The organism is Asticcacaulis sp. YBE204 (assembly GCF_000495855.1).
GTDB lineage: Bacteria > Pseudomonadota > Alphaproteobacteria > Caulobacterales > Caulobacteraceae > Asticcacaulis.
Genome location: NZ_AWGF01000017.1, coordinates 35,701 through 57,495, shown reverse-complemented (window position 1 = coordinate 57,495; position 21,795 = coordinate 35,701). Strand labels below are relative to the sequence as shown.

22 protein-coding genes and 1 riboswitch are annotated in these 21,795 nt (G+C 58.9%); of the genes, 9 read left to right on the top strand and 13 right to left on the bottom strand.

The features are described from left to right. Positions 1-117 precede the first annotated feature (117 nt). Complete coding sequence (locus AEYBE204_RS40460; protein ID WP_155908494.1) at positions 118-366, bottom strand: hypothetical protein; 249 nt, start codon at positions 364-366, stop codon at positions 118-120. A 388-nt stretch (positions 367-754) separates the two neighbouring features. On the opposite strand from AEYBE204_RS40460, the gene AEYBE204_RS40455 reads away from it, so the two are divergent. Further along, complete coding sequence (locus AEYBE204_RS40455) at positions 755-1,408, top strand: hypothetical protein (protein ID WP_155908492.1); 654 nt, start codon at positions 755-757, stop codon at positions 1,406-1,408. Positions 1,409-1,651: 243 nt separating this feature from the next. On the opposite strand, the gene AEYBE204_RS37285 is transcribed toward AEYBE204_RS40455, so the two are convergent. After that, positions 1,652-2,449, bottom strand: coding sequence for an IS5 family transposase (locus tag AEYBE204_RS37285; RefSeq protein ID WP_031231473.1), 798 nt, complete (start codon positions 2,447-2,449; stop codon positions 1,652-1,654). 327 nt (positions 2,450-2,776) lie between these two features. Between AEYBE204_RS37285 and AEYBE204_RS37280 the strand changes: the two genes are divergently transcribed. Next, positions 2,777-3,199 (top strand): hypothetical protein, encoded by a 423-nt coding sequence (locus AEYBE204_RS37280; RefSeq protein WP_023463762.1) that lies wholly within the window; start codon positions 2,777-2,779, stop codon positions 3,197-3,199. Between the two features lie 512 nt (positions 3,200-3,711). Here the strand turns inward: AEYBE204_RS37280 and rnhA are convergent. Both rnhA and ispH read right to left on the bottom strand, forming a co-directional pair. Continuing rightward, positions 3,712-4,149: a ribonuclease HI gene (gene rnhA / locus AEYBE204_RS37275; RefSeq protein WP_023463761.1), complete on the bottom strand. Its 438-nt coding sequence runs from the start codon at positions 4,147-4,149 to the stop codon at positions 3,712-3,714. 1 nt (position 4,150) lies between these two features. Beyond that, a complete protein-coding gene (gene ispH, locus AEYBE204_RS37270) occupies positions 4,151-5,104 on the bottom strand; it encodes a 4-hydroxy-3-methylbut-2-enyl diphosphate reductase (RefSeq protein ID WP_031231471.1) in 954 nt (317 codons plus the stop codon). A gap of 296 nt (positions 5,105-5,400) precedes the next feature. Here ispH and AEYBE204_RS37265 point away from each other — a divergent pair, with 296 nt between their 5' ends. Both AEYBE204_RS37265 and AEYBE204_RS37260 read left to right on the top strand, forming a co-directional pair. Beyond that, the gene (locus AEYBE204_RS37265; protein WP_023463759.1) at positions 5,401-6,066 is read left to right on the top strand and encodes a hypothetical protein; all 666 of its coding nucleotides are present in this window, start codon (positions 5,401-5,403) and stop codon (positions 6,064-6,066) included. 112 nt (positions 6,067-6,178) lie between these two features. Then, a complete protein-coding gene (locus AEYBE204_RS37260; RefSeq protein ID WP_023463758.1) occupies positions 6,179-6,943 on the top strand; it encodes an NYN domain-containing protein in 765 nt (254 codons plus the stop codon). Here AEYBE204_RS37260 and AEYBE204_RS37255 read toward each other — a convergent pair. From AEYBE204_RS37255 to AEYBE204_RS37245, 3 genes are read right to left on the bottom strand one after another with little or no spacing between them, the layout of a single operon-like run. After that, positions 6,940-7,383, bottom strand: coding sequence for a DUF488 family protein (locus tag AEYBE204_RS37255; protein ID WP_023463757.1), 444 nt, complete (start codon positions 7,381-7,383; stop codon positions 6,940-6,942). The two genes, AEYBE204_RS37260 and AEYBE204_RS37255, sit on opposite strands and share 4 nt — an antisense overlap. After that, on the bottom strand, positions 7,383-7,967 hold the full coding sequence (locus tag AEYBE204_RS37250; RefSeq protein WP_023463756.1) for a DUF488 family protein: 585 nt from the start codon (positions 7,965-7,967) through the stop codon (positions 7,383-7,385). The genes AEYBE204_RS37255 and AEYBE204_RS37250 overlap by 1 nt, the downstream gene beginning before the upstream one ends. After that, the gene (locus AEYBE204_RS37245) at positions 7,960-8,622 is read right to left on the bottom strand and encodes a hypothetical protein (protein ID WP_023463755.1); all 663 of its coding nucleotides are present in this window, start codon (positions 8,620-8,622) and stop codon (positions 7,960-7,962) included. The genes AEYBE204_RS37250 and AEYBE204_RS37245 overlap by 8 nt, the downstream gene beginning before the upstream one ends. Before the next feature lie 120 nt (positions 8,623-8,742). Continuing rightward, a riboswitch (glycine riboswitch) is annotated at positions 8,743-8,833 on the top strand. Positions 8,834-8,997: 164 nt separating this feature from the next. Here AEYBE204_RS37245 and gcvT point away from each other — a divergent pair. From gcvT to AEYBE204_RS37225, 4 genes are all read left to right on the top strand, one after another. After that, positions 8,998-10,110 (top strand): glycine cleavage system aminomethyltransferase GcvT, encoded by a 1,113-nt coding sequence (gene gcvT, locus AEYBE204_RS37240; protein ID WP_023463754.1) that lies wholly within the window; start codon positions 8,998-9,000, stop codon positions 10,108-10,110. 10 nt (positions 10,111-10,120) lie between these two features. After that, positions 10,121-10,489, top strand: a complete 369-nt coding sequence (gcvH, locus tag AEYBE204_RS37235; protein WP_023463753.1) for a glycine cleavage system protein GcvH — start codon at positions 10,121-10,123, stop codon at positions 10,487-10,489. A gap of 157 nt (positions 10,490-10,646) precedes the next feature. Beyond that, positions 10,647-13,484 carry an aminomethyl-transferring glycine dehydrogenase gene (gcvP, locus tag AEYBE204_RS37230; RefSeq protein WP_023463752.1) on the top strand — a complete coding sequence of 946 codons (2,838 nt, stop codon included), beginning with the start codon at positions 10,647-10,649 and terminating at the stop codon, positions 13,482-13,484. A 265-nt stretch (positions 13,485-13,749) separates the two neighbouring features. Continuing rightward, positions 13,750-14,238 (top strand): PGPGW domain-containing protein, encoded by a 489-nt coding sequence (locus AEYBE204_RS37225; RefSeq protein WP_023463751.1) that lies wholly within the window; start codon positions 13,750-13,752, stop codon positions 14,236-14,238. A gap of 124 nt (positions 14,239-14,362) precedes the next feature. Here AEYBE204_RS37225 and AEYBE204_RS37220 read toward each other — a convergent pair whose 3' ends face one another. The 6 genes from AEYBE204_RS37220 to smc all read right to left on the bottom strand — a co-directional run bounded on the left by AEYBE204_RS37220 (position 14,363) and on the right by smc (position 20,726). Continuing rightward, on the bottom strand, positions 14,363-14,869 hold the full coding sequence (locus tag AEYBE204_RS37220) for an ATP synthase subunit B (protein WP_023463750.1): 507 nt from the start codon (positions 14,867-14,869) through the stop codon (positions 14,363-14,365). A gap of 10 nt (positions 14,870-14,879) precedes the next feature. Then, positions 14,880-15,530, bottom strand: a complete 651-nt coding sequence (locus AEYBE204_RS37215; protein ID WP_023463749.1) for an ATPase — start codon at positions 15,528-15,530, stop codon at positions 14,880-14,882. Between the two features lie 130 nt (positions 15,531-15,660). Beyond that, positions 15,661-15,885: a F0F1 ATP synthase subunit C gene (locus tag AEYBE204_RS37210; RefSeq protein ID WP_013478623.1), complete on the bottom strand. Its 225-nt coding sequence runs from the start codon at positions 15,883-15,885 to the stop codon at positions 15,661-15,663. 50 nt (positions 15,886-15,935) lie between these two features. Beyond that, entirely contained in the window at positions 15,936-16,697 is a 762-nt protein-coding gene (locus tag AEYBE204_RS37205; protein WP_023463748.1) for a F0F1 ATP synthase subunit A, read from the bottom strand. A 105-nt stretch (positions 16,698-16,802) separates the two neighbouring features. Continuing rightward, on the bottom strand, positions 16,803-17,096 hold the full coding sequence (locus AEYBE204_RS37200; RefSeq protein ID WP_023463747.1) for an AtpZ/AtpI family protein: 294 nt from the start codon (positions 17,094-17,096) through the stop codon (positions 16,803-16,805). Between the two features lie 162 nt (positions 17,097-17,258). Continuing rightward, a complete protein-coding gene (gene smc / locus AEYBE204_RS37195) occupies positions 17,259-20,726 on the bottom strand; it encodes a chromosome segregation protein SMC (RefSeq protein WP_023463746.1) in 3,468 nt (1,155 codons plus the stop codon). A gap of 143 nt (positions 20,727-20,869) precedes the next feature. On the opposite strand from smc, the gene AEYBE204_RS37190 reads away from it, so the two are divergent. Beyond that, the gene (locus AEYBE204_RS37190; protein WP_023463745.1) at positions 20,870-21,784 is read left to right on the top strand and encodes a TraB/GumN family protein; all 915 of its coding nucleotides are present in this window, start codon (positions 20,870-20,872) and stop codon (positions 21,782-21,784) included. Positions 21,785-21,795 lie beyond the last annotated feature (11 nt).

The following is a 21,795-nucleotide window of genomic DNA, read 5'->3' as shown; positions in this document are numbered from 1 at the left end:
CGGGTGTGGGGCCTGCGGCCCCCCAAGCCTTAGAGACCGTTTCAAAAGTCTAATTTGAGCGCTTAAAAACGCTATATGTTTGAGTCACTTGTGCGTGGTGACGCACAAGTGACTTTGTTATTTTGCACGACGACGGCGCAGTTTGTCTTTGGCCTCTTTTACCATAGCGCTAATGCGTTCGCCGTGGTTGGAGCCCTTCCAAATGTCATCAGCACCATGTTGTTGGAAATAACGTCCCATTTCATCGGGGTCGAAATCTGGATGACCAATTACATCGCTCAATGCTGCTCTGAAATTCCCTACGTCAGAAGGGTGGCTCGTTGACCAAGTGGGTTTTCTCAGAAAATCGTCAAATATGTGATACATCGACAGTCCCTTTTAACTGATGCACCACAAGTCTGAGGACCGTTTGATTAATGAAAGATTAACGCTTGGAACAAAGTGAGAATCAGTCCCTGATTGCAGATCATGTGGATAATTGCAAACGAGATATCAAATGGCTGACGGATCTAATACACCCGAGTACGTAGCTTACATGCTAACGCAAACCATATATGCGGCAGAGAAGGGATCGACACACCCTTCAACTATTAACCGCAAAGACTATCTTGACCTCTATTCCGAATGTCTCGACGCGGTTCGCGCTCGCAGGACTTACGAAGGCAACGATCCGGGAGCGTGGTTGGCATAATGCCATTCTGGACCAAAGTAATTCCACCACTGGAATAATATTCCGTATAATTTTGATAATATAATGAACCCACGCTTCGATAAACACCAAATAACCAAGTGCTATCATAATTTGGATAAGGCAAAAGAAGCCCTGTCTGAATGTCGGAATGCTCAGAATTATAATCAATTCGCAAACTCTTGGGCCGACTTTTTAACCCGTAGCGGGTCGATTATCCATGCAATAGAGGGCGGTTCGCAAGCTACGCCCCAGGGTCGCCAATGGTACGGAAGCATTAGAAAAAGAGATAAAAATGATGAATTGCTATCCTATATGTATCAAGCAAGGAATGAAGTCGAACATGGAAGAAACACTGTAATAGAAACCGCAGTTCCTTTTCCCTTTGGATTAGTTAACCCAGAAACAAATGAGTTAGAGCCATTTTTAACTATTGATCCCAATAGGGCTAAAGTCGAAAAAACAGATTCTGGATTTATACTAACATGGGAAAGAAATCCCAAAATAATGGATGAGAAGAAAAATTGGAAACTGGGAATAGGCATTCCCAGAATGGGGCTCGCCCTTATCCCGATTATAGATAGTAAATTTGGAACTGTTTTTAAAGTGCCAACTACGCATAATGGTCAGCAGTTAAATACAAAAAAACCTATAGAAATTGGTGAAATTTATATTTCACATCTTGTTTCTTTTATAAAAGAAGCTGAATCAATGTCTTGAAACTCTAGACGCATAGCAAGATATATAGCCTCAACAATCCACTCAGCCTTATCGCCGAACTTAAATTCATAATATCTGTCCACACCAGCTTTAATCATTTCCGGTGCAATTAGAATTTCATCTGTCATAATTTTTATACTTATTTAAACAAGCTCTCTCACGCACTTGACGTGCATATGCACGTCAAATGTTCTGAATGCGCTACAAGCGCGATTTGATTGATTTTAGATATGGCTACGCCGATTAATCAGCGCATATGTGCTTGAGCGTAAACGACACCATCGCCCACCTGATCATCGCTACGCTATGTTCGATCAGGCGTTCTTGGTCTTTATCCAGACGACGGTAGTCACCTAGCCAAGCGAAGCTACGTTCAACGACCCAACGCTTTTGCATAGGGATGAAACGCTTTGCAATCTGAGCAGGGTTGTTCGATGTACACATGGTTGCACCGACGTTATCTTTTACCCATTGAGCCAAAGGCCGACCTTGATAGCCTTTGTCGGCATAGATAATTTTCGGCGCTTTACGTAACCACTTTACAGCTTTGCGTAAAACACGCTTGGCGCCGTTTGTGTCATGCACATTGGCCGGCGTAACAGACACGTCGATCATCAGGCCAAGCGTGTCTGTAACTAGATGGCGTTTACGGCCTTTGACACGCTTGCCACCATCGTAGCCGCGCTCGCCTCCGGCCTTGCCAGTTTTTACAGACTGCGAGTCTATGACGACAGCAGTAGGTGACTCGTCACGCATATATGCAAAGCGCGATAGCTCATAAACTTCGCGCTGAATTTTGCGTATGACACCCTTACGCTGCCATGTCTTGAAATAGCGATAGACGGTTTGCCACGGCGGAAAGTTGACAGGTAGTTGGCGGTACTGACAGCCAGTGCGCACCTGATACAGAATCGCGTTTACGACATCACGCACGTTTGTCGTGCGCGGTCGTCCGCCTGACTTTGCCTTTGGGATCAGATGCTCGATCATTTCCCACTGCGTGTCAGTTAAATCTGAGTCATAGCCCCGCAATAATGCCACCTATATCAAATGTGACATTTTAACATTTCTAGAAATATCGGTCAAATTGAGCAGCGCTACACAAACTGAACGACTGGCCGATTTGCGTTGCGAGTCTGGGCGTGATAGCATTTCGCGTTGCTCAAAGTTTGGTCACTGAGAGCATCACGCCATCATGCGTTTGAACAGGGCTCCCGCTAGGTCGGGCGGCCCACCGAATAAAATACCTCATGTGCTACGTGTCTTTGATACGTAGTCAGGGAATACGTGGGACGTGCTTACCCTGTTCGCGCGTGACCAACCGCCTGACGCCAGCTTGGCTCGGGCTCATTGAACGTGGGGTAAATCATGAAATTAAAGAGCGTAGCGCTTGCCGCTATCGGATCGTTGTGCCTGCTCAGTACGAACGCTGTAGCCGCAGAAGCTAAAATCTATTGCAAGAGCGATAGCGGCCCTATGCTGCTCAAGGGCGTAGACATCCATGTTCTAGTGAAAGCGTATCAGGATACATACGATCTGCAATCGTACTACTCACCTGTTCAATACGTTGAGAACATGATGGTGCTGCACTTTTACAATCTGCGTTGCAAACAAAAATGCACTCAATTCGACTATTTCGTTTCGGGTGATGCCAGTCGCATTCAGCTTAATCACCTGAATATCGTCCTTGATGGAAAACGCTACAAATCAGAAGTGAAAGGCGACGAACTTTGCCAGATCACTAGAGACATTTTAGCTGGGAAAAAGGTTGAAAAAGTAGAGGGTGAATAATGACGAAATGCAACTTTACGCTCGAAGAGGTACGCTCAAGCTATTGCGCGTGATTGGAGAAAGCTTGATTCTATGGGGCATCATTCCCACATCAAAATGGCCTAGAAATTAGGTGAACCGATAGGGTGTGGAAGATCCTATCGGTTCTATTTTCAATAACCGTAATGATCGGAAAGGCCATTGAAAAATTCTGAGATTTTAAATGAAGCTATTCGTCTTGTTGACGAAATCTATGCAAGCACCCAGAGCGTTGAAGCCAGAATGGCAGCGGCAAATTTGCTAATGCCATATCGACAGAAATTGATGGCTAAATTGCAGAGTGCTTTGATTATCGAATCTACGTTACCAGCGTAATCTGCTAAAATTTAAATTGTTATGTTACCTTAGCTGCGAAGCAGCAAATTAGGCCCGCAAGGGGCAACGCGATAAGCAAGAGAGGGACGTTCAATGAACGTCCCTATTGTTTTGCAAGCGTTTGACTTTTATGCGTTATCGACTTTTGAAACAGTCTCTTAAGCCATCGCCTCGGTGATCGCCTTATTGGCCAGACCGTCGGCGCGTTCGTTCATCTCGTGTCCGGCGTGTCCCTTGACCCAGTGCCAGTGGATCTTGTGCCGCTGGCGGGCTTCGTCGAGGCGTTTCCACAGGTCGTCGTTCTTCACCGGCTTCTTGTCGGCGGTCTTCCAGCCACGCGCTTTCCATGAGTGAATCCACTCCTTGATGCCCTTGAGAACGTACTGGCTGTCGGCGTGAAGCTCGACCTCGCACGGCTCTTTCAGGGCCTCAAGCGCCATGATCACGGCCATCAGCTCCATGCGGTTATTGGTCGTCGCGGCCTCGTAACCGTAGAGTTCTTTCTCGTGCGGCCCAAAGGTGATGATCGCGCCCCAGCCGCCCTTGCCGGGATTGCCCTTGCAGGCCCCGTCGGTGAAAATCGTCACCTTTTTCATGCTATTCGGCAGCCTCGGTCAGGACGCGCGGCAGCTTGAAGGTCACGGTTTCCAGCACGCCATTGGCTTCGCTCATCGTCACGTCGAAACGTGCCTGAATGGCCGCGATCAGATCGGTGATCAGGTTCTCCGGCGCCGAGGCCCCGGCGGACAGGCCCATCGTGGTCACACCTTCGAACCAGGTCCAGTCGACCTCCGACGCGTCGTCGATCAGGTGCGCGACCTTCGCCCCGGCGCGCAAGGCAACCTCGACCAGGCGCTGAGAGTTCGAGGATTTCTTCGAGCCGATGACGAGGAACAGGTCGCAGTCTTCGGCCACCTGCTTGACGGCGTCCTGCCGGTTGGTCGTGGCGTAGCAGATGTCTTCCTTGTGCGGGACGGCGATCTGCGGAAAGCGCTGCTGCAATATGCCGACGATTTCCGACGTATCGTCGACCGATAGGGTGGTCTGCGTCACAAAGGCCAGATTGGCCGGATCGACGGGCTCAAAGGCGCGGGCGTCTTCGGCGGTTTCAATCAGCCGGACGACGCCGTCGGGCAGTTGCCCCATCGTGCCGATGACCTCGGGGTGACCCGCGTGGCCGATCAGGATAATCTCGCGGCCAGACGCGTGATGGCGCTCGGCCTCGACATGGACCTTGGAGACCAGCGGGCAGGTGGCGTCAAGGAAGAACATTTTGCGCTGCGTCGCATCGGCGGGGACCGATTTCGGCACGCCGTGCGCGGAGAAAACCACCGGGCGATCCGGCGGACACTGATCGAGGTCCTTGACGAACACCGCGCCAAGACCTTTCAACCGGTCGACCACGTGCTTGTTGTGGACGATTTCGTGGCGCACATAGACCGGCGCGCCGTAAAGCTCGATGGCGCGTTCGACGATTTGGATGGCGCGGTCGACGCCGGCGCAGAAGCCGCGCGGCGTGGCGAGATGCAGGGTGAGGGCAGGTCGGCTCATGTGTCGATACATAGGCCTATTCCCGGCGCATTTCCAGTTCCAGATCATTATGTTTTATAATGATCTGGATTTTTTAGTCCCTCGCCGGGCGGTGGCTCCGCCACCTTGGCCGCCGCCTCAATGGCGGCTTGAGCGGAATGAAATCATTCCGCTCTAACCCTGCATCATGCACAACACGGCTTCGCCTTGATCTGGCCTTTATGGCTATTTAAACCCTTTAAAAAATCCGGGCGAGGCGCTACTAAGTGGGGACGCGTCGTCGCGTTTCTCTCACTCCGCCTATCACAGGGGCCTCTATGTCTTCGAAATTGCGTGCGCTGGTGTTCGGTCTGTCGCTAGCTGTGGCCTCCGCCGCCGTACTGCCGGGAATCGCCTCGGCTCAGAACCGCGACCGCGACCGTCAGCAATCCGAAGACGGCGCCGAAGATCGCGCCAAAAAAGAAGAAGAATGGGAAACCAAGGATCTGCGCATTGCCAAACGCCGCGCTGATGGCCCGTGTCCGTTCGTCAAGGTGCTCTATGACGCCGCCCGTTATCAGGACTTCGAAGCGGGCAAGGAAGCTTCCGCCGAAGCCAAGTGGACCGGTCAGATCAACGGCGTGGCGTCCGATTGCGCCTATAAGGGTGGCGAGCCGATCGAGATCGAGATGATCGTCGGTTTCTCGCTGGGCAAGGGCCCCAAGGCGGGTGCCGATTCGAATACCTACCGCTACTGGGTGGCGGTGACCGACCGCGACGAGACCGTGCTGGCCAAGGAATATTTTGATCTGCCGGTGAATTTCAACGGCAAGACATCGGTCGACGTCGCGACCCGCATCGAAAACATCGTTATTCCGCGCGCTGCCGCCAGCGTGGCCGGCGATAATTTCGAAGTCCTGATCGGCTTCGACGTGACGCCGCAGATGGTCGAATTCAACCGTCAGGGCAAGCGCTTCCGTTTCGCCAAGGTGAAAGCTCAGTAGTTTTCGTTCGCGGGCTGACGGGAATTTTCAACTGTCACCGGAAAGATACTGACAAACGGCTTCACATGCGCTTAAGTGTTAATGAGGGTTAACGCTTGCGTTATTGGGGCCGATGTCAAACGCTGAAAAAGCTAAGAAAAATGGCGCGACATCCGGCAGCCCGAATAGGGGGCTGAGCGGTTTTGGCCTACCGTTTCTGCGCAAGCGCGCGGCCATCTATTACGACGGTTTCAACCTCTATCATTCGGTCGATGCCTATAAGCGGCCCTATCTAAAATGGCTGGACCTGCGCGCTTTGGCCGAGGCGCTGGCGCCGAAATCCGAGGTCGTCAAACGCGTCGTCTGGTGTTCGGCCTTCCGGCCGCAGTCAAAATCCAAACTCAAACGCCACGAAGACTATATGAATGCCCTTAAAGCGCGCGGCGTGACCTGCCGCATCGGGCATTTCGTTTCGGCCATCGACGGGTGTAACGCCTGCGGCCATCAGTGGCATCTGGCTATCGAGAAGCAGGGCGACGTCAATCTGGCGCTGTCGATTGCCGCCGACGCCGAGGATAACCTGTTCGACGTCTGTTACCTGGTCACCGCCGACGGCGACCACGCGGCGACCGCGCGCTATTTCAAGGAACGCTTCCCGAAGAAGCAACTGGTGCTGGTCTGCCCACCGGGACGTTATCCGAACAAGCATATCGTGCCGTTCGTCGACCGCGTGGTGGAAATCGAGCGCGAACATCTGGAGGCGTCGCTGCTGCCGCAGATGACGAAATACCGCACACGGTTCTTGGGCCCGCACAAGCTGATCGAGCGCCCGGAAGCCTACGACCCGCCCGAACTGCGCGAAAAGGGCCACCTGAAGGTCGTTGTGAATAACGGCTAGAGGTGCGTTACTTTCAATGTATGTCCCCATTTGTCGTTGAGGTATTCGCTCAACAGGCGGCGGTGGCAATGGTGCGGGGTGGCTTCTGAACAGAGCAGGCAGGCACCGTCGAAATCCTCGACCTTGAAACGCGTTTCGACCTTGCGGTCAGCCATCAGATTCAAAAAACGCGACTGAAACTGCCCCCAGTCGCCTTTTTCTTTCTTGAAGGCTTTCAGAATGTCGTCGGTGGGGGCCAGAACCGGGTGGTGAGAATAGTCGATTCCGCCCAGCGATTTCAGAAACCACGCCAGATCCTCCGATTTGGCGAAACCGGCCAGTTGCGAACTGTTGTGCAGGCGGATGTCGATCACGCGCTTGACCCCGACATTTTTCAGGCGGGTAAAGAAATGCACGGCGGTGGTTTGGGTAAAGCCGATCGTATAGAGCGAAACACCCATCAGGCGGCTTCCGAAAAGGCGACCTTGCGGGCGCGCTGCGCGTAGGCATGAGCGAGGAGGGTGTCGGCGTCGGCGAACAGGTCGTCCTGCGTCTTGTTGGCCATCAGCAGCAGTTGCGCCTCGATCTCGGTCTGGGTGATCTGCGCGCCATCTGGCAGAATGTGCCGCGTGTCCATGGCCTCACGCAGCAAGGCGCGCCCGACCAGCAGGCAGCGATGGCAATCGAGCGGATGCTGTTCGGAACACATCATGGCGACGCGATAGGTCTGGGCTCCGCCGATCAGGCGCTTCATGCCGGAATGGAAAGACTCTTCACGGGCCATGGCTTCGTAATCGGCCACGCCGTCGCACATCAGGCGGCGTTCGGGGCGTCCGCCGAGTTCCTTACCCAGATAGACATAGGCAATGTCTTCGCTTTTGAGTCGGGCCTTGAGGATATCAGAATTATAGTCGGCGGCATGACGCGAATAGGGCTGGGTGCGCACATCGGCGATGGCGGTGACATCGGCCTGTTTCAGCAGATCGATGAACTGCCCGATCTCATGATTGGAATGGCCGATGGAGAACAGGTTCATTTTACGCATAAACTCCATTCAGCATGACGAAGCACTTGTCGGGGTGGTCTTTAAAGGCGCGGGCCAGCCCCAACCGTAAATGCAGGCGAGGTGCGTCCGGCCACAGGGTATTTATAGCATCGACTCCGCGATTCCTCCACACCTCCCGCAAAGCGTGACTGCTGACCGGCAGGCTATAAACACGTTCGCCGTCATCGAGCCGGGCTTTCAGCCGCTCGGCGTCTTCGTAGAAGGTCAGTTGCGCCGGGGTCGTCGCAAGCCCGCTCAGGGAGGGCGCCTGACCGTCGTGCGGTACATAGACGTGGGCTTCGCTGTGCCACACGGAACTGATCCGGGTCTGATGCGCAAAGGCCTGAGCTACAGTCGAGGCTGCCGGTGGGGCAGCGACGGCCCAATCGATCGGCTGGGCCGATAACCTTTTTATTTTGAACGCATGAATCGGCGTATCTTCGTTTTTGTGCGGAAAATGCGTGGGTAGCGCCGGACCTTCGGGTGCAAAATAGTAGGTGTGACCGGGTTGAAAGCCGTGCCGCTTAAGCAGAGTGGGCGACCAGTGCAGTTGACCGGGCAGGGGGCGCACCATCCGTTTGCGGTGGATATCCCATCCGGCCACGCAAAAATGACCCAGCTTCATTTCCGTAATGTCTGTCAGCAGCACTTGCATGATCGGCCCCCGCCTCTCGATATATGCACAACATACGGGAATTGTGCCGGATTGCAATTTTTGACTGCATTGAGGCATTAACTCCCGTCTTGACTCTTTTCGCGTCCTCCCGCACAAGCGAAGAATCTTGCGGGAGAGTGCATGACCAGATCATGCCGCCGAAGGCGCAACCGCCCCGGAAACGCTCAGGCCCACGGACCGCAAGCCGAACTAAAACGCTGGAAAGTGGCGCGTCCGTAGGGATGAGCGCCTACCGACGGAGCAAAGCGTGGTTTTTGCCGCGCCTAAATCTCTCAGGTCAAAAGAAGACAGCGGGGGCAGGATGTTATCGAACCTTCTGCGTATCCCCGTGTCCGTCATTTTGCCGAGGCCCTCATGTCCGACGTCGCGTTGAAATCCACCCCGCTTGAAGACCGTCATGTAGCGCTTGGCGCGCGCATGGTGTCGTTCGCCGGTTACAACATGCCGGTGCAATACGAAGGCGTCATGGCCGAGCACAAATGGACGCGGTCCGAGGCCGGTCTGTTCGATGTGTCGCATATGGGGCAGGCGCGTCTGACTGGGACGGGCGCGGTGGCGACTCTGGAGGCTCTGACCCCGACCGATTTCGCGGCGCTCAAGCCCGGCAAGCAGAAATATTCGCTGCTGCTCAACGAGCAGGGCGGTATCCTCGACGATTGGATGGTGTCGCGTCCGACCGCCGAAGGTTTCATGCTGGTGGTCAATGCCGCGTGCAAGCATCAGGACTTCGCTATCATCGGCGAAAATCTGAAAGACGACACCAAGTTCGATATCCTTGGCGACCGCGCGCTGCTGGCGCTGCAAGGCCCCAAGGCCAAGATCGTCATGGCGCAGGTCTGCGCGCCCGCCTGTGAGATGTACTTCATGGACTGCGGCACGTTCGAGCTTCTGGGCGAGACGGTGTTTATCTCACGTTCCGGCTATACCGGCGAGGACGGTTTCGAGATCAGCATCCCCAATGCCCGCGTCGGTGAACTTTGGGACCTGCTGCTGACGTTCTCAGAGGTGAAGCCCATCGGTCTGGGGGCGCGCGACAGTCTGCGCTTAGAGGCCGGGATGCCGCTCTACGGGCACGAAATGGACGAGACCTATGGCGTGGTCGAAGCCGGCCTGAGCTTCGGCATGTCGAAGTCGCGTCTGGAGCGCGGGGATATCCGCGGCATAGATCGCATCCGCTCTGAGCGCGAGAACCCGCAACGGACCCGCGTCGCTTTGCGCGTCCTCGAAGGCCCGCCCGCGCGTGACGGCGCGAAAATTCTCGCTTCGGACGGTGAAGAAATCGGCATCGTCACCTCCGGCGTACCGTCGCCGTCGCTCGGTTATTCCATCGCCATGGGTTATGTCCCGGCCACCCAATCCGCGGTCGGCACCAAGCTCAAGCTGGAAGTGCGCGGCAAGGCCTATGCGGCCGAAATCGTCTCCATCCCGTTCGTCGCGAACGGCTATCATCGCAAACCCAAAGCATAAGGGCATCGTCATGAAATTCACCAAGGAACACGAGTGGGTCAAGGATCAGGGCGACGGCACGGCCTTCGTCGGCATTTCGGCCTATGCTGCCGACGCGCTGGGCGATGTGGTCTTCGTTGACGTGCCTGCCGCCGGGACCGTGCTGAAAAAGGGCGACAGTTTCGCCGTGGTCGAGTCGGTCAAGGCCGCCTCGGACGTCTACGCGCCGGTCGATGGCGAAGTCGTCGAAGGCAATCCGGAGCTTGGCAACGCGCCGGAAACCGTCAACGCTGTACCGGAAGCCGGTGGCTGGTTTGCCAAGATCAAGCTGACCGATCCGTCGCAATTGGACGCCCTGATGGACCGCGAGGCCTACGAGGCGTTTTTGGCGACGTTGTAATAGAATCCCCTCTCCCTTGAGGGAGAGCCGGGCGGCCGGTGCCCGTGGCCTGAAAGCCGGGTGAGGGGGTGCTGGTGTCACACCCTCACTATTTTGAAATATTTCCCCCTCACCCCAGCCCTCTCCCTCAGGGAGAGGGGGTTAAGTAGTGATATCCATGTCCCGTTCAAATCAGTCCACGCCCGGTCCCTTCGTTCGCCGCCATATCGGCCCGTCGGAAGGCGAAATCGCCGCCATGCTCGACACGCTCAAGGTGGGCGATATCGACGCGTTGATCGACCAGACCATCCCCGTCGCCATCCGTGAGCGCACGCCCATCGGCATCGGCGCGGGCCTGACCGAGGTCGAGGTGCTGGCGAAGCTGCGCGATATCGCCGATCAGAACACGCCGCTGATCTCGCTGATCGGGCAGGGCTATTACGGGACACTGCTGCCGGGGGTCATTCAGCGCAATATCCTCGAAAACCCGGCCTGGTATACGGCCTATACGCCGTATCAGCCGGAAATCAGCCAGGGCCGTCTCGAAGCCCTGCTCAACTATCAGACGCTGCTGTGCGACCTGACCGGGCTTGATGTGGCCAATGCCTCGCTGCTCGATGAGGCGACCGCCGCCGCCGAAGCCATGGCGCTAGCCCGCCGCTCGTCGCGCGTCAAGGCCGACCGATTCTTCGTCGACGCCGACACGCACCCGCAGACCCTCGCGGTCATCCGCACCCGCGCCGAGCCGCTCGGCTGGGAGGTCGTCGTCGGCGATCCAGCCACCGCCGAGGGCGACTATTTCGGCCTGCTGCTGCAATATCCCGGCACGTCGGGCGAGGTGCGCGACTTCCGCGCCGTCATCGCCGACTTCAAGGCCAAGGGCGCTATCGTCTCCATGGCCGCCGATCCGCTGGCCCTGACGTTGCTGACCTCACCCGCTGAACTGGGTGCCGAGATCGCCATCGGTTCCATGCAACGCTACGGCGTGCCGATGGGTTACGGCGGTCCGCATGCGGCCTATATGGTCGTCAAAGACGCGCTCAAGCGCTCTATGCCGGGCCGTCTGGTGGGCGTCTCGGTCGACAGCCGCGGTGAGCCCGCTTACCGTCTGGCGCTGCAAACGCGCGAACAGCATATCCGCCGCGAAAAGGCGACCTCGAACATCTGTACGGCGCAGGTTCTGCTGGCGGTTATCGCCTCGATGTACGCCGTCTATCACGGTCCGGACGGTCTGAAAGCCATCGCGCAAACCATTCACGGTCACACCGATACGCTGGCCAAACGCCTGAGCGGGCTGGGCTATGAGGTCGTGACGAAGGCCGCCTTCGATACGATCACGGTCAAAGCCGCCGATGTCGCCGCGCTGCACGTCCGCGCTGTCGAAGCCGGGTTCAATTTCCGCCGCATCAACGACCAGCATGTGGGTGTTTCGCTGGACGAAAGCATCACCGCCGTCGTGCTGGACCGCATTGTCGCCGTCTTCGCCGATGGCAAGACCGAAGGCGCAACGGGTGAGGGCGTCGCCCTGCCGGACAGCCTGCTGCGTCACGACGACATCCTGACCCATCCGGTCTTCCATTTGCACCGGTCGGAAACCGAAATGCTGCGCTATATGCGTCGCCTGTCGGACAAGGATCTGGCGCTCGACCGCACCATGATCCCGCTGGGCTCCTGCACCATGAAGCTCAACGCCACGACCGAGATGATCCCGATCACCTGGCCGGAATTCTCCAACATGCACCCTTATGCCCCCGCTGATCAGGCGCAGGGTTACGCCGCCATGTTCGAGACGCTCGAAGCTTATCTGTGCGCCATTTCGGGTTATGACTCGGTCTCGTTGCAGCCCAATTCCGGCGCGCAGGGCGAATATGCCGGTCTGCTGGCCATCCGAGGTTACCACCTGTCGCGTGGCGACGCGCACCGCGACATCTGTCTGATCCCGGCCTCGGCGCACGGTACCAACCCGGCCTCGGCCCAGATGGTCGGCATGAAGACCGTTGTCGTCGCCTGCGACACCGACGGCAATGTCGATTTCGAGGATTTCAAGGTCAAGGTGGCTCAGCACGCGGCGAACCTCGCCTGCATCATGATCACCTATCCGTCGACCCACGGCGTGTTCGAAGAGCACATCACCGACATCTGCGATCTGGTCCACGAGGCCGGCGGGCAGGTCTATCTCGACGGCGCCAACCTCAATGCGCAGGTCGGTCTGTCGCGTCCCGGCCACTACGGTTCGGACGTCAGCCACTTCAACCTGCACAAGACCTTCTGCATACCACACGGCGGCGGCGGTCCCGGCATGGGCCCGATCGGCGTCAAGTCGCACCTGACGCCCTTCCTGCCGACCGATCCGCAGACCGGCGAGGCGGGGGCGGTCTCGGCGGCGCATTACGGTTCGGCCTCTATCCTGCCGATCTCGTTCGCCTACATGTTGCTGATGGGTGATGAGGGCCTGCGTCAGGCGACCGAGGTGGCTATCCTCAACGCCAACTACATCGCCGAGCGCCTAGAAGGGCACTATCCGGTGCTCTATCGCGGTGAGAACGGTCGTGTGGCCCACGAATGCATCATCGACGTCCGCCCGATCAAGGACGCGACGGGTGTGACGGTCGACGATATCGCCAAACGTCTGATCGACCACGGTTTCCACGCCCCGACCATGAGTTTCCCGGTCGCCGGGACCCTGATGATCGAACCGACCGAATCGGAAGCCAAGACTGAGCTGGACCGCTTCTGCGACGCCATGATCGACATCAAGCGCGAGATCGATGACGTGGCCAATGGCCGCTTCACGCATGAGACCAGCCCGCTGCGCCACGCGCCGCACACGGTGTTCGATCTGGCGGGCGATTGGGACCGCGCCTATAGCCGTCAGGAGGGCTGTTTCCCGACGAAAGCCTCGATGGCCAACAAGTATTGGTCGCCGGTGGGGCGTATCGACAACGTCTATGGCGACCGCAATCTGATCTGCTCGTGCCCGCCGATCGAAAGCTATATGGACGAAGGCGCCGAATAGAGTGCTCCCATTCTGAAAAAAAGCCCCGCAGGTAACACCCTGCGGGGCTTTTTTACACACCGTGATCGGCATTAAGGCAACAGTGCCGTAATTCGGTTGCATCACCCCTTTATAAAAGGCGCAGCGATTCCTATATCGCCGGTGTGAGCGGGCGTTTACCTTGAATACCGACCAAATAGTAAACCTTACCGTGTTATCCGATTTCAACTGACAGATTTGGGCCGCCGATCCTTATAGATCGCGATAACCCATTCGAGGATCGATCATGAGCCGCCTTTCAGGCTTCTTTGCTGGCATTTTGAAGCCTTCTGAAAAGAAGGTCTCGGTGTCGCGCGCCCTGAAGGTCGTGAAGGTCCGCAAGAAGAAAAACCCGGTCCATCGTGGCGTCAGCCGGATATGGCGCGCTGGGCTGATCGTTCTGGGGTCATTGCTGGTCTTGCTCGGTATCTTGATCGCGCCCTTGCCAGGGCCGATGGGTATGCCGGTATCGATCGCTGGCCTGATCATCGTTTTGAAGAATTCCTACTGGGCCAAGCGTCAGTTCATCAAGGTCCAGCGCAAGCATCCGAAATGGCTGGGACCCCTGCGGCGTCTGCTCCGCCCGCGGGCCAAGGTGGTTTCGATTGTCTGGCAGCAGATGCTGAAGACCGAGAAGATGGTGCTCAAGGCGCCCGGTCGGATGCTTGGCGGTTTCCGGCGCCGGTTTCTCAGGAAGTCCAAGAAAAACATCTTCCATACCCAAAGCGCGAAATAACCCTTCGGTCAGATGATCGGAGGGTTTTTGTTATCGTATTCCTCCCGCGCAAGTCAGAGAGGCTAGAGCATGAAAAAGCCCCGTGGCGGAACCACGGGGCTTTTTCATTAGCGTGTACAATCGCTTACGACAGGCGCGAACCCACTTGAGCGATGGCCTGATCGACCAGCGGATCGGCTTGCAGGTTGGCCACACGTTCCAGCAGGATCGTTTCGGCCAGACCGGCAGCCAGATCGGCGGCCGCAGCTTTCACTTCGGCGGTCGCCTTGGCTTCGGCCTGAGCGATCTTGGCTTCGGCCTGAGCCTGACGGCGCTTGATCGACTCGTCGAGGTTGACCTTGGCTTCAGCGGCAAGGCGCTGGGCCTCTTCCTCGGCAAAGGCGATCAGGTCCTTGGCCTTTTGCTCGGCAGCCTGACGTTCGGCCTTGATCTGGTTGAGCAGGGCCTGCGCTTCCTGACGGATGCGGACGGCTTCGTCCAGTTCCGCGCGGACGGCGTTGCCGGTGTCGGCCAGCGATGCCCACAGCTTTTGCGGCACCTTCATGACGATCAGCAGCAGGAAAAAGCACCCAAGGCCGATGCGGACCCAGGTTTCGGGATTGGCCCAGAAGGACGGTTCTGCGTGTTCCATCTAGGTCTCCTTACGCTTTCTTCAGAGCGGCGGTGAGCGCCGTCTTGGTCGGGGCCTTGCCGGTCAGCTTTTCGATCAGGGCCGACGCGGTGTCGGTGGCGATCTCGGTGACGTGAGACAAAGCTTCGTCGCGCTTGGCGCGGATCGAAGCTTCCGATTCGGCCAGAACCGCGTTCAGGCGGGCATCTTCCTTGGCTTGGGCAGCGGCCTGTTCGGCAGCGGCCTTGGCCTTGGCGTCGGCCGCCAGCTTGCGCGCGGCGACGTGAGCGGCGGCGGTTTCAGCCGCAGCGTCTTTCGCCTGAGCTTCGGCCTCGTCGCGGATGGCGCGGGCATTGGCCAGATCTTCGGCGATCGTTGCGCCGCGCGTGTCGATGACCTTGCGCAGACGGGGGGCGAACACCTTGGCGATCAGGACGAACAGGACGAGGAAGATGATGACCAGCCACACCATCTGACCGGCCCAGTGTTCCGTCTGGAACTGCGGCAGGCCGCCCGACGCATGCTCTTCGGCATGGGCGGTGGTGGTGTGGGTGTCGCCGTGGGCCGCCTCGGCGGAGGCTTGCGCTTCCGCGACAGGCTCAAGGGTCGCGACCGTGGTCACCGGCGCGTCTGCGCTGGTGTCGGTTGCGGTCGTGGCCTCCGGGCTTGAGGTAACGCTCATGGTTTGATCCTTTTGCCTCACACGCTCAAAAACGCGGGAAGCGTGGTCTGTAACAAACGGGCGGATCAGACTCGTTTGCCAAGCCTGATCCGTCGTTGAGTAGTTCTAAAAGTCCTCAGAAGAGAACTAATTAGCCGTTCAGGATCATGATGGCGATAACGAACGCCAGAATGCCGAGGGCTTCGGTCAGCGCCATGCCGATGAACAGGTTGGTCTGTTGCGACTTGGCGGCCGACGGGTTGCGCAGCGCGCCCTGGAAGAAGTTGCCGAACAGAAGGCCGAGGCCGATACCGGCGCCGATCATACCCAGCATGGCCAGGCCCGCGCCGAGGAACTTGTAAGCAGAAGCGTCCATAGACTTTTAACTCCGTAGGAAGAAAGAGAGAAACTTAAAGAAAGAAGTACTTAGTGGTGATGCAGGTTCACCACGTCGTTGAGGTAGACACAGGCCAGAACCGCGAACACGAAGGCTTGCAGATAGGCCACCAGGAACTCCAGCGCCGTCAGGGCGACGACCGCGGTGAGCGACACGAAGCCGCCCAGATACCCCGCCACGCCCGCCGAAGCCAGTGCGACGATGAAGCCCGCGAACACCTTCATCACGATGTGGCCGCCGACCATGTTGCCGAACAAACGCAGCGTCAGGGTGATGGGGCGCATCAGGAAGGAGATGATTTCAATAGGGATGAGGATCGGCAGGATCAGCAGGGGCACGCCCGACGGGCAGAACAGCTTGAAGAAGCCCAGACCGTTGCGCAGGATGCCGACTACGATCACCGTGCCGATGGTCAGGATGGCCAGCATCGCCGTGACCGCCAGTTGCGACGTCGCGGTGAAGTAGGTCGTCATGCCGACGAGGTTACAGCTCAGGATGAATAGGAAGAGCGTAAAGACGAAGGGGAAGAAGGCGCGACCGTCGTGGCCGATGATCGATTCGGCCAGATCGTCGATCAGGCCGAACAGGCCCTCGGCCATGACCTGAAAGCGACCCGGAATGATCGAGGCGCGGGCGGTCGTCAGGCTGAAAAACAGAATGACCGAGCCGACGCCGATCAGCATGGCCAGAACCGAATTGGTGATCGAGAGATCGACGGGCACACCAGCGACGTCAATAACCGGCAGGTCGACGACCTTCTGGATCTGGAACTGGTGCAACGGATCGGCCATAAGCCCTACCTCATCAATTAAATCTGCGGTGCCGGGAAACCGGCGAAAGAATTCTTTGGCGCCTCACGTGAATCCGAAAAGTGGTGTCCACTTTTCGGCGCGAGGCTACTTTTGTCCAGTGCGGGCGACCGCATAAACCCCGGCCACCAGTCCCAGTATCGCGCCGATAATGATCCCGAAGGGGCGCGTATGCAGGTACTCGTCGCTTAGCCAGCCCGCCCCAAGACCGATGAAAATCCCGCCGAGAAGTTCGCCCAGAGCCTGATAGCCCTTTCCGGCGCCCGCTTCGCTTTCGCCGTGATCGACCTCGGTCTTGCGCTTTTTCCGCTCGATGGCGTCAAGGCGCTTGTCCAGATCGTCAAGCTTGGTCGAAGTCTCTTTATCGGGTTCGTCAGTCATGTTCGGCCCTTTCAGGGGAGGCACGCACCCCTTCCGGACGGCGCGGAACCTAATCGGACAGACCCGAAAGGTCAAGCAATCCGATGACAGAAAGTTGATCTTATTGCGCCTTATTATGCGGTGCAGCATCCCTATATCGGAAAATCGCCTTTTTGTATCCACTTATACCGTGATCAGAGCTTCCGCCGCGGTCAGATCGACGCTGACCAGTTGCGAGACGCCGCGCTCGGCCATGGTGACGCCGAACAGGCGGTCCATGCGCGCCATGGTCACCGGATTGTGGGTGATGGCGATGAAGCGCGTATTGGTCCGCGTGCGCATTTCGGCCAGCAGACGGCAATAGCGATCGACATTGGCGTCATCGAGCGGCGCGTCCACCTCGTCCAGCACGCAGACCGGGGCCGGATTGGCGAGAAACACGCCGAAAATCAGGGCGGTGGCCGTCAGAGCCTGTTCCCCGCCCGACATCAGGCTCATGGTCGACAGGCGCTTGCCCGGCGGACAGGCGTAGATTTCGAGACCGGCCTCCAGCGGATCATCCGATTCGACCAGCCGCAGTTCCGCCGAGCCGCCGCCGAACAGGGCGACGAAAAGGGTCTTGAAGTGTTCGTTGATGACTTCAAAAGCCGCCAACAATCGCTCGCGACCCTCACTGTTCAGTTCGTCGATCCCTTCGCGCAGACGGGCGATGGCGGTCGTCAGGTCGAGGCGTTCGCGGCTGATGTTTTCCAGCCGGTCCTGATATTCTGTCGCCTCTTCCTCAGCCCGTAAGTTTACCGCGCCCAGTTGGTCGCGTTCGCGTTCAAGGCCCGACAGCAGCGCCTCGGCCCCGGCGGCATCGGCGGGGGTGGCGATGGCCTCTTCCTTGAGGCGACGACCCAGCGCGTCGGGTGTGTCCTGCGTCTGATCGAGAATCTGCGACTCGATCTCGTCTTTCTTGGCGGTCGCGGCCTCAAGACGGGCCAAGGCCCCGGCGCGGTGTTCGCGGGCTTCGGACGCTTCGTGTTCGCGGGCTTTTTCCGCCGCGTCGGCTTCGCGTTTGGCGGTTTCGGCGAAGGCGAGCGCATCGCGCGCCGCCGACAGACGCGTTTCGGCCAAAGTCAGCGAATCGAGCAAGGTCAGGCGTTTGGCCTCGAAGGTTTCCGGTGCAGCCTCGGCTTTGGCGAGCGCCGCGACGGTCGTTTCCTGTTCGCGGGTCAGTTTGTCGACGCGGCCGCCCGATTCGCCGTGTCGCCGCGTCCAGTCGCTCAGGTCGCGGCCGAGGTTGCGCTCGCGGGCTTCGCGCTGCTGACGGTTGCGGCTGTCCTCATCGAGCGCCGAGCGGGCGGCCAGCACGGCCTGACGCTTGGCATTGGCGTGGTTGCGCGCCTCGACCAAGGCATCGTTCAGGTCGTCCTGCGCTTCGGGTGTCGATTGTTCGTCGGCGAGGGCTTCATAGGCGGTCTTGGCCTCCGAGAGATCGCCGCGCAGACGCTTGATCGTCCCGTCGAGCGCTTCGAGGCGCGACTCGTACTGCGTCTGTTTGCGGCTCAGATCGTCGGCCAGCCCGGTTCTGGCGCGCAGATCGCGTTCCAATTCCGGTAGTCTGATGCGCGCCAGACGCAGACGCTCCTCGAAGCCGCGCAAGGCATTGGCGGCCTCGGTCAGGGTCGCCTGCGCGGCATTCAGTTGCGGCTTGAGCGCGTCGATGTCGTTTTCCAGTTCCTCGAACCGCGTCCGTTGCGCCAGCCGCACGGCGGCGGGTTTCGGGGCTCTGGCGCGGACGATCAGCCCGTCCCAGCGCCACAGATCGCCCTCGACCGAGACCAGTCGCGCGCCCATCGGTAATTGCGTTTGCAAGCGGTCGCCGTCGGCCTGCGCCACGACGCCGATGGCTTGCAGGCGCAGGGCGAGGGCTGGGGGCGCTTTCACCACCTCGGCCAAGGGTTTGACGCCTAAAGCTGCCAGACCGTCGATGGCCGTGGCCGATTCGAAATCTTCGGCCCAGAAGGCCAGTGCATCCAGCGCGCCGCGTTTGGACAGGCTGAGGTTCAGATCGTCGCCCAAGGCGGCGGCGAGCGCCAGCTCGTAGCCCTTGTCGGCGCGCACGGCGTCGAGGACCGGGCTTTTTGCCTTGCCGCTATTGGCGTTCAGCACCTGCGCCAGACCGCGTGATTCGGCGGTCAGCCGCCCCAGCCGGTCCTCGATATCGCGGACGGCCTTGCGCGCCTGCGCCTCGGCATTGACATGGCCGACGCGCTCGCCTTCCAGCGCCTCAGTCGCGGTGCGGGCCTCATCCAAAGCCGTTTGCAGGCCGGTCGCCGCCTCGCGCGCGGCTTTCAATGCGGCGTGATCGAACGCCCCCAAAGCCTGTTTTTCGCGCTCGGCCTGATTGGTCTGGGCCAGCAGCCGTTCGAACCGCGTCTGTGCTTCTTTCAGCCGCGTCGCCTCCAGCCGCTGCCGTTCGGTCAGGGCGGCCAGTTCGGCGGCCAGTTCCTCGATGCGCTGATCGGCCTCGACGCGCTCGCTTTCCGACATCAGGACGGCGGCCTTCAGTTCCGGTTCGCGAGACGGGGCCTCCTTGATCTCAGCCCGGACGCGCTCCAGCATCTCGGTCAGGCGCTCGATCTGCGATTCGCCGTCGCGGGCCAGTTCCAGTTCGCGCGCGTGGTCGGCCTGTTGGCGGCGCAGGTCGGATTTCAGGCGCTCGATCTCGGCCAGAGCCTGCTTCTCTTCGAGGTCGAGGCGTTCCTTCTCGATGGTCAGGCGGTGATTGACGGTCGCCGCCACGGCCTCTTCGTCGCGCAGGGCGGGGATTCTTTCGGCGGCGGTCAGCGCCTCGGTTTGCGCGGTAGCGGCGGCGCGGGCGGTGTCCTCGACACGGCGGGAAAGCGTCTGCATGTCGCCGGTCGCGGCCTGAAATACGGCCACGGCCTCCAGCCATCTGGCGTGCAGGATCGCCTTTTGCAGGGCGCGGATCTCGGCGGAAATCTTCTTGTACTTGTCGGCCTGACGCGCCTCGCGTTTCAAACGCGACAGGGCGCTGTCGAGTTCGCGCGAAATATCGTCCAGCCGCGCCATATTGGCTTCGGCGGCGCGCAGACGCAGTTCGGCCTCGTGACGACGGGTGTGCAGGCCCGACACCCCGGCGGCCTCTTCAAGGACACGGCGGCGGTTCTGCGGCTTGGCGGCGATCAGTTCGGAAATCTGCCCCTGCCGGACCAGCGCCGGGGAATTGGCCCCGGTCGAAGCGTCAGCGAACAGAAGCTGCACGTCGCGGGCGCGGACCTCCTTGCCGTTGACGCGGTAAGTCGAGCCCTGACCGCGATCGATGCGCCGGGCGATATCAAGCACGGGCTGATCGGTGAAGGGTTGCGGCGCCAGACGCGAGGCGTTGTCGATGGTGAGCGTCACTTCGGCCCAGTTGCGCGACGGGCGCTTGTCGGACCCGGCGAAGATGACGTCTTCCATGCCCGCGCCGCGCATCGCCTTGGCCGAGGTCGCGCCCATGACCCAGCGCAGGGCCTCCAGCAGGTTCGACTTGCCGCAGCCGTTCGGCCCCACGATCCCCGTCAGGCCGGGTTCGATGCGGAATTCGGTCGCATCGACGAAGGACTTGAAGCCCGAAAGTTTCAGCCGTTGAAACTGCAAGGAGAACCTGAGGGTGAAAAGCGTTGAACCCTTGCTTGTAAGGCGTGAGAGACGGTTAAGGCAAGCCGTCCTGTGGATAAGGCGGTTTGCCTCAATCCCGCCATTTGGCTGCGGTAGCCAAAAGAGGCGAAGAGGGGGCTTTCATGCTTAGAGCGGTTATTGTCAGCCTGTCCTTGCTGGCGGCGGTGCCTGCCTGCGCACAAACGGACGCCGACTGGGATCTGACCGAGGTTTCGGTCGCCAAGCAACTGCCCGGTCCGGCGCTATGGCGCGTAACCAAGGGCGATAAGATTGTCTGGATTATAGGCACGACGACCATTCAGAGCAAGGTCGCCTGGGACAGCGCCCGTATCGACCGTATCCTGAGCGATGCCGAAACGCTTTATCTGCCGCCCGCGGCGGTCGGCGGCGTGTCGATCATCTATCGCGTGATGAAAGACAAGGACTTGCCCGGCAAGACGCGGCTGAAAGACGTGGTGTCTGAGGTCGAATATGCGCGTTTCCGGGAAACGGCGCAAAAGCACGGCATCAAGACATCCGACATGGAAAAGGATAAGCCGCTGTGGGCCGGGATGCGGCTGTCGATGGCGGTCAATAACAAATACGGTTATGCGTCATCGCCGATTGAAAAGCAGCTGACCAGGACCGCCAGGAAGCACAAGGTAAAAATCCAACGCGTGGCGACCTACGAGGTCAAGCCGCTGCTGGTGCAGGTCAATGGGATCGACGTTGCCGAGTCCCGCCGTTGCCTGATCGCCTCGCTGAACGGCATCGACTATGCGACCAAGACCACGCCGGGGATTACAACCGCCTGGGTCAGCGGTGATGTGGCACGTTTAAAACCCCTCCTGCGCGGGCAGCCAAAAGACGCATGCCTCGACGCTCTGGGCGAAGACCTGACCTCACGCTCGACCGCCGACACGGTTGGTGCGATCGAAAAAGCCATGACCGGGGCGCGGCGGAGCGTGCTGATTATGCCGCTAGGCGCTTTGCTGAGTAACGATAAGCTGATTGGCGAATTGCGCCAGCGGGGCTTTACGGTACGCGAACCGCGTTGAGCCGTTTGAGG

Bases quoted from the DNA above. Each gene is read 5' to 3' on its own strand.
- AEYBE204_RS40460 (WP_155908494.1), bottom strand. From the start codon at position 366: ATGTATCACATATTTGACGATTTTCTGAGAAAACCCACTTGGTCAACG.
- AEYBE204_RS40455 (WP_155908492.1), top strand. From the start codon at position 755: ATGAACCCACGCTTCGATAAACACCAAATAACCAAGTGCTATCATAAT.
- AEYBE204_RS37280 (WP_023463762.1), top strand. From the start codon at position 2,777: ATGAAATTAAAGAGCGTAGCGCTTGCCGCTATCGGATCGTTGTGCCTG.
- rnhA (WP_023463761.1), bottom strand. From the start codon at position 4,149: ATGAAAAAGGTGACGATTTTCACCGACGGGGCCTGCAAGGGCAATCCC.
- ispH (WP_031231471.1), bottom strand. From the start codon at position 5,104: ATGAGCCGACCTGCCCTCACCCTGCATCTCGCCACGCCGCGCGGCTTC.
- AEYBE204_RS37265 (WP_023463759.1), top strand. From the start codon at position 5,401: ATGTCTTCGAAATTGCGTGCGCTGGTGTTCGGTCTGTCGCTAGCTGTG.
- AEYBE204_RS37260 (WP_023463758.1), top strand. From the start codon at position 6,179: ATGTCAAACGCTGAAAAAGCTAAGAAAAATGGCGCGACATCCGGCAGC.
- AEYBE204_RS37255 (WP_023463757.1), bottom strand. From the start codon at position 7,383: ATGGGTGTTTCGCTCTATACGATCGGCTTTACCCAAACCACCGCCGTG.
- AEYBE204_RS37250 (WP_023463756.1), bottom strand. From the start codon at position 7,967: ATGCGTAAAATGAACCTGTTCTCCATCGGCCATTCCAATCATGAGATC.
- AEYBE204_RS37245 (WP_023463755.1), bottom strand. From the start codon at position 8,622: ATGCAAGTGCTGCTGACAGACATTACGGAAATGAAGCTGGGTCATTTT.
- gcvT (WP_023463754.1), top strand. From the start codon at position 8,998: ATGTCCGACGTCGCGTTGAAATCCACCCCGCTTGAAGACCGTCATGTA.
- gcvH (WP_023463753.1), top strand. From the start codon at position 10,121: ATGAAATTCACCAAGGAACACGAGTGGGTCAAGGATCAGGGCGACGGC.
- gcvP (WP_023463752.1), top strand. From the start codon at position 10,647: ATGTCCCGTTCAAATCAGTCCACGCCCGGTCCCTTCGTTCGCCGCCAT.
- AEYBE204_RS37225 (WP_023463751.1), top strand. From the start codon at position 13,750: ATGAGCCGCCTTTCAGGCTTCTTTGCTGGCATTTTGAAGCCTTCTGAA.
- AEYBE204_RS37220 (WP_023463750.1), bottom strand. From the start codon at position 14,869: ATGGAACACGCAGAACCGTCCTTCTGGGCCAATCCCGAAACCTGGGTC.
- AEYBE204_RS37215 (WP_023463749.1), bottom strand. From the start codon at position 15,530: ATGAGCGTTACCTCAAGCCCGGAGGCCACGACCGCAACCGACACCAGC.
- AEYBE204_RS37210 (WP_013478623.1), bottom strand. From the start codon at position 15,885: ATGGACGCTTCTGCTTACAAGTTCCTCGGCGCGGGCCTGGCCATGCTG.
- AEYBE204_RS37205 (WP_023463748.1), bottom strand. From the start codon at position 16,697: ATGGCCGATCCGTTGCACCAGTTCCAGATCCAGAAGGTCGTCGACCTG.
- AEYBE204_RS37200 (WP_023463747.1), bottom strand. From the start codon at position 17,096: ATGACTGACGAACCCGATAAAGAGACTTCGACCAAGCTTGACGATCTG.
- AEYBE204_RS37190 (WP_023463745.1), top strand. From the start codon at position 20,870: ATGCTTAGAGCGGTTATTGTCAGCCTGTCCTTGCTGGCGGCGGTGCCT.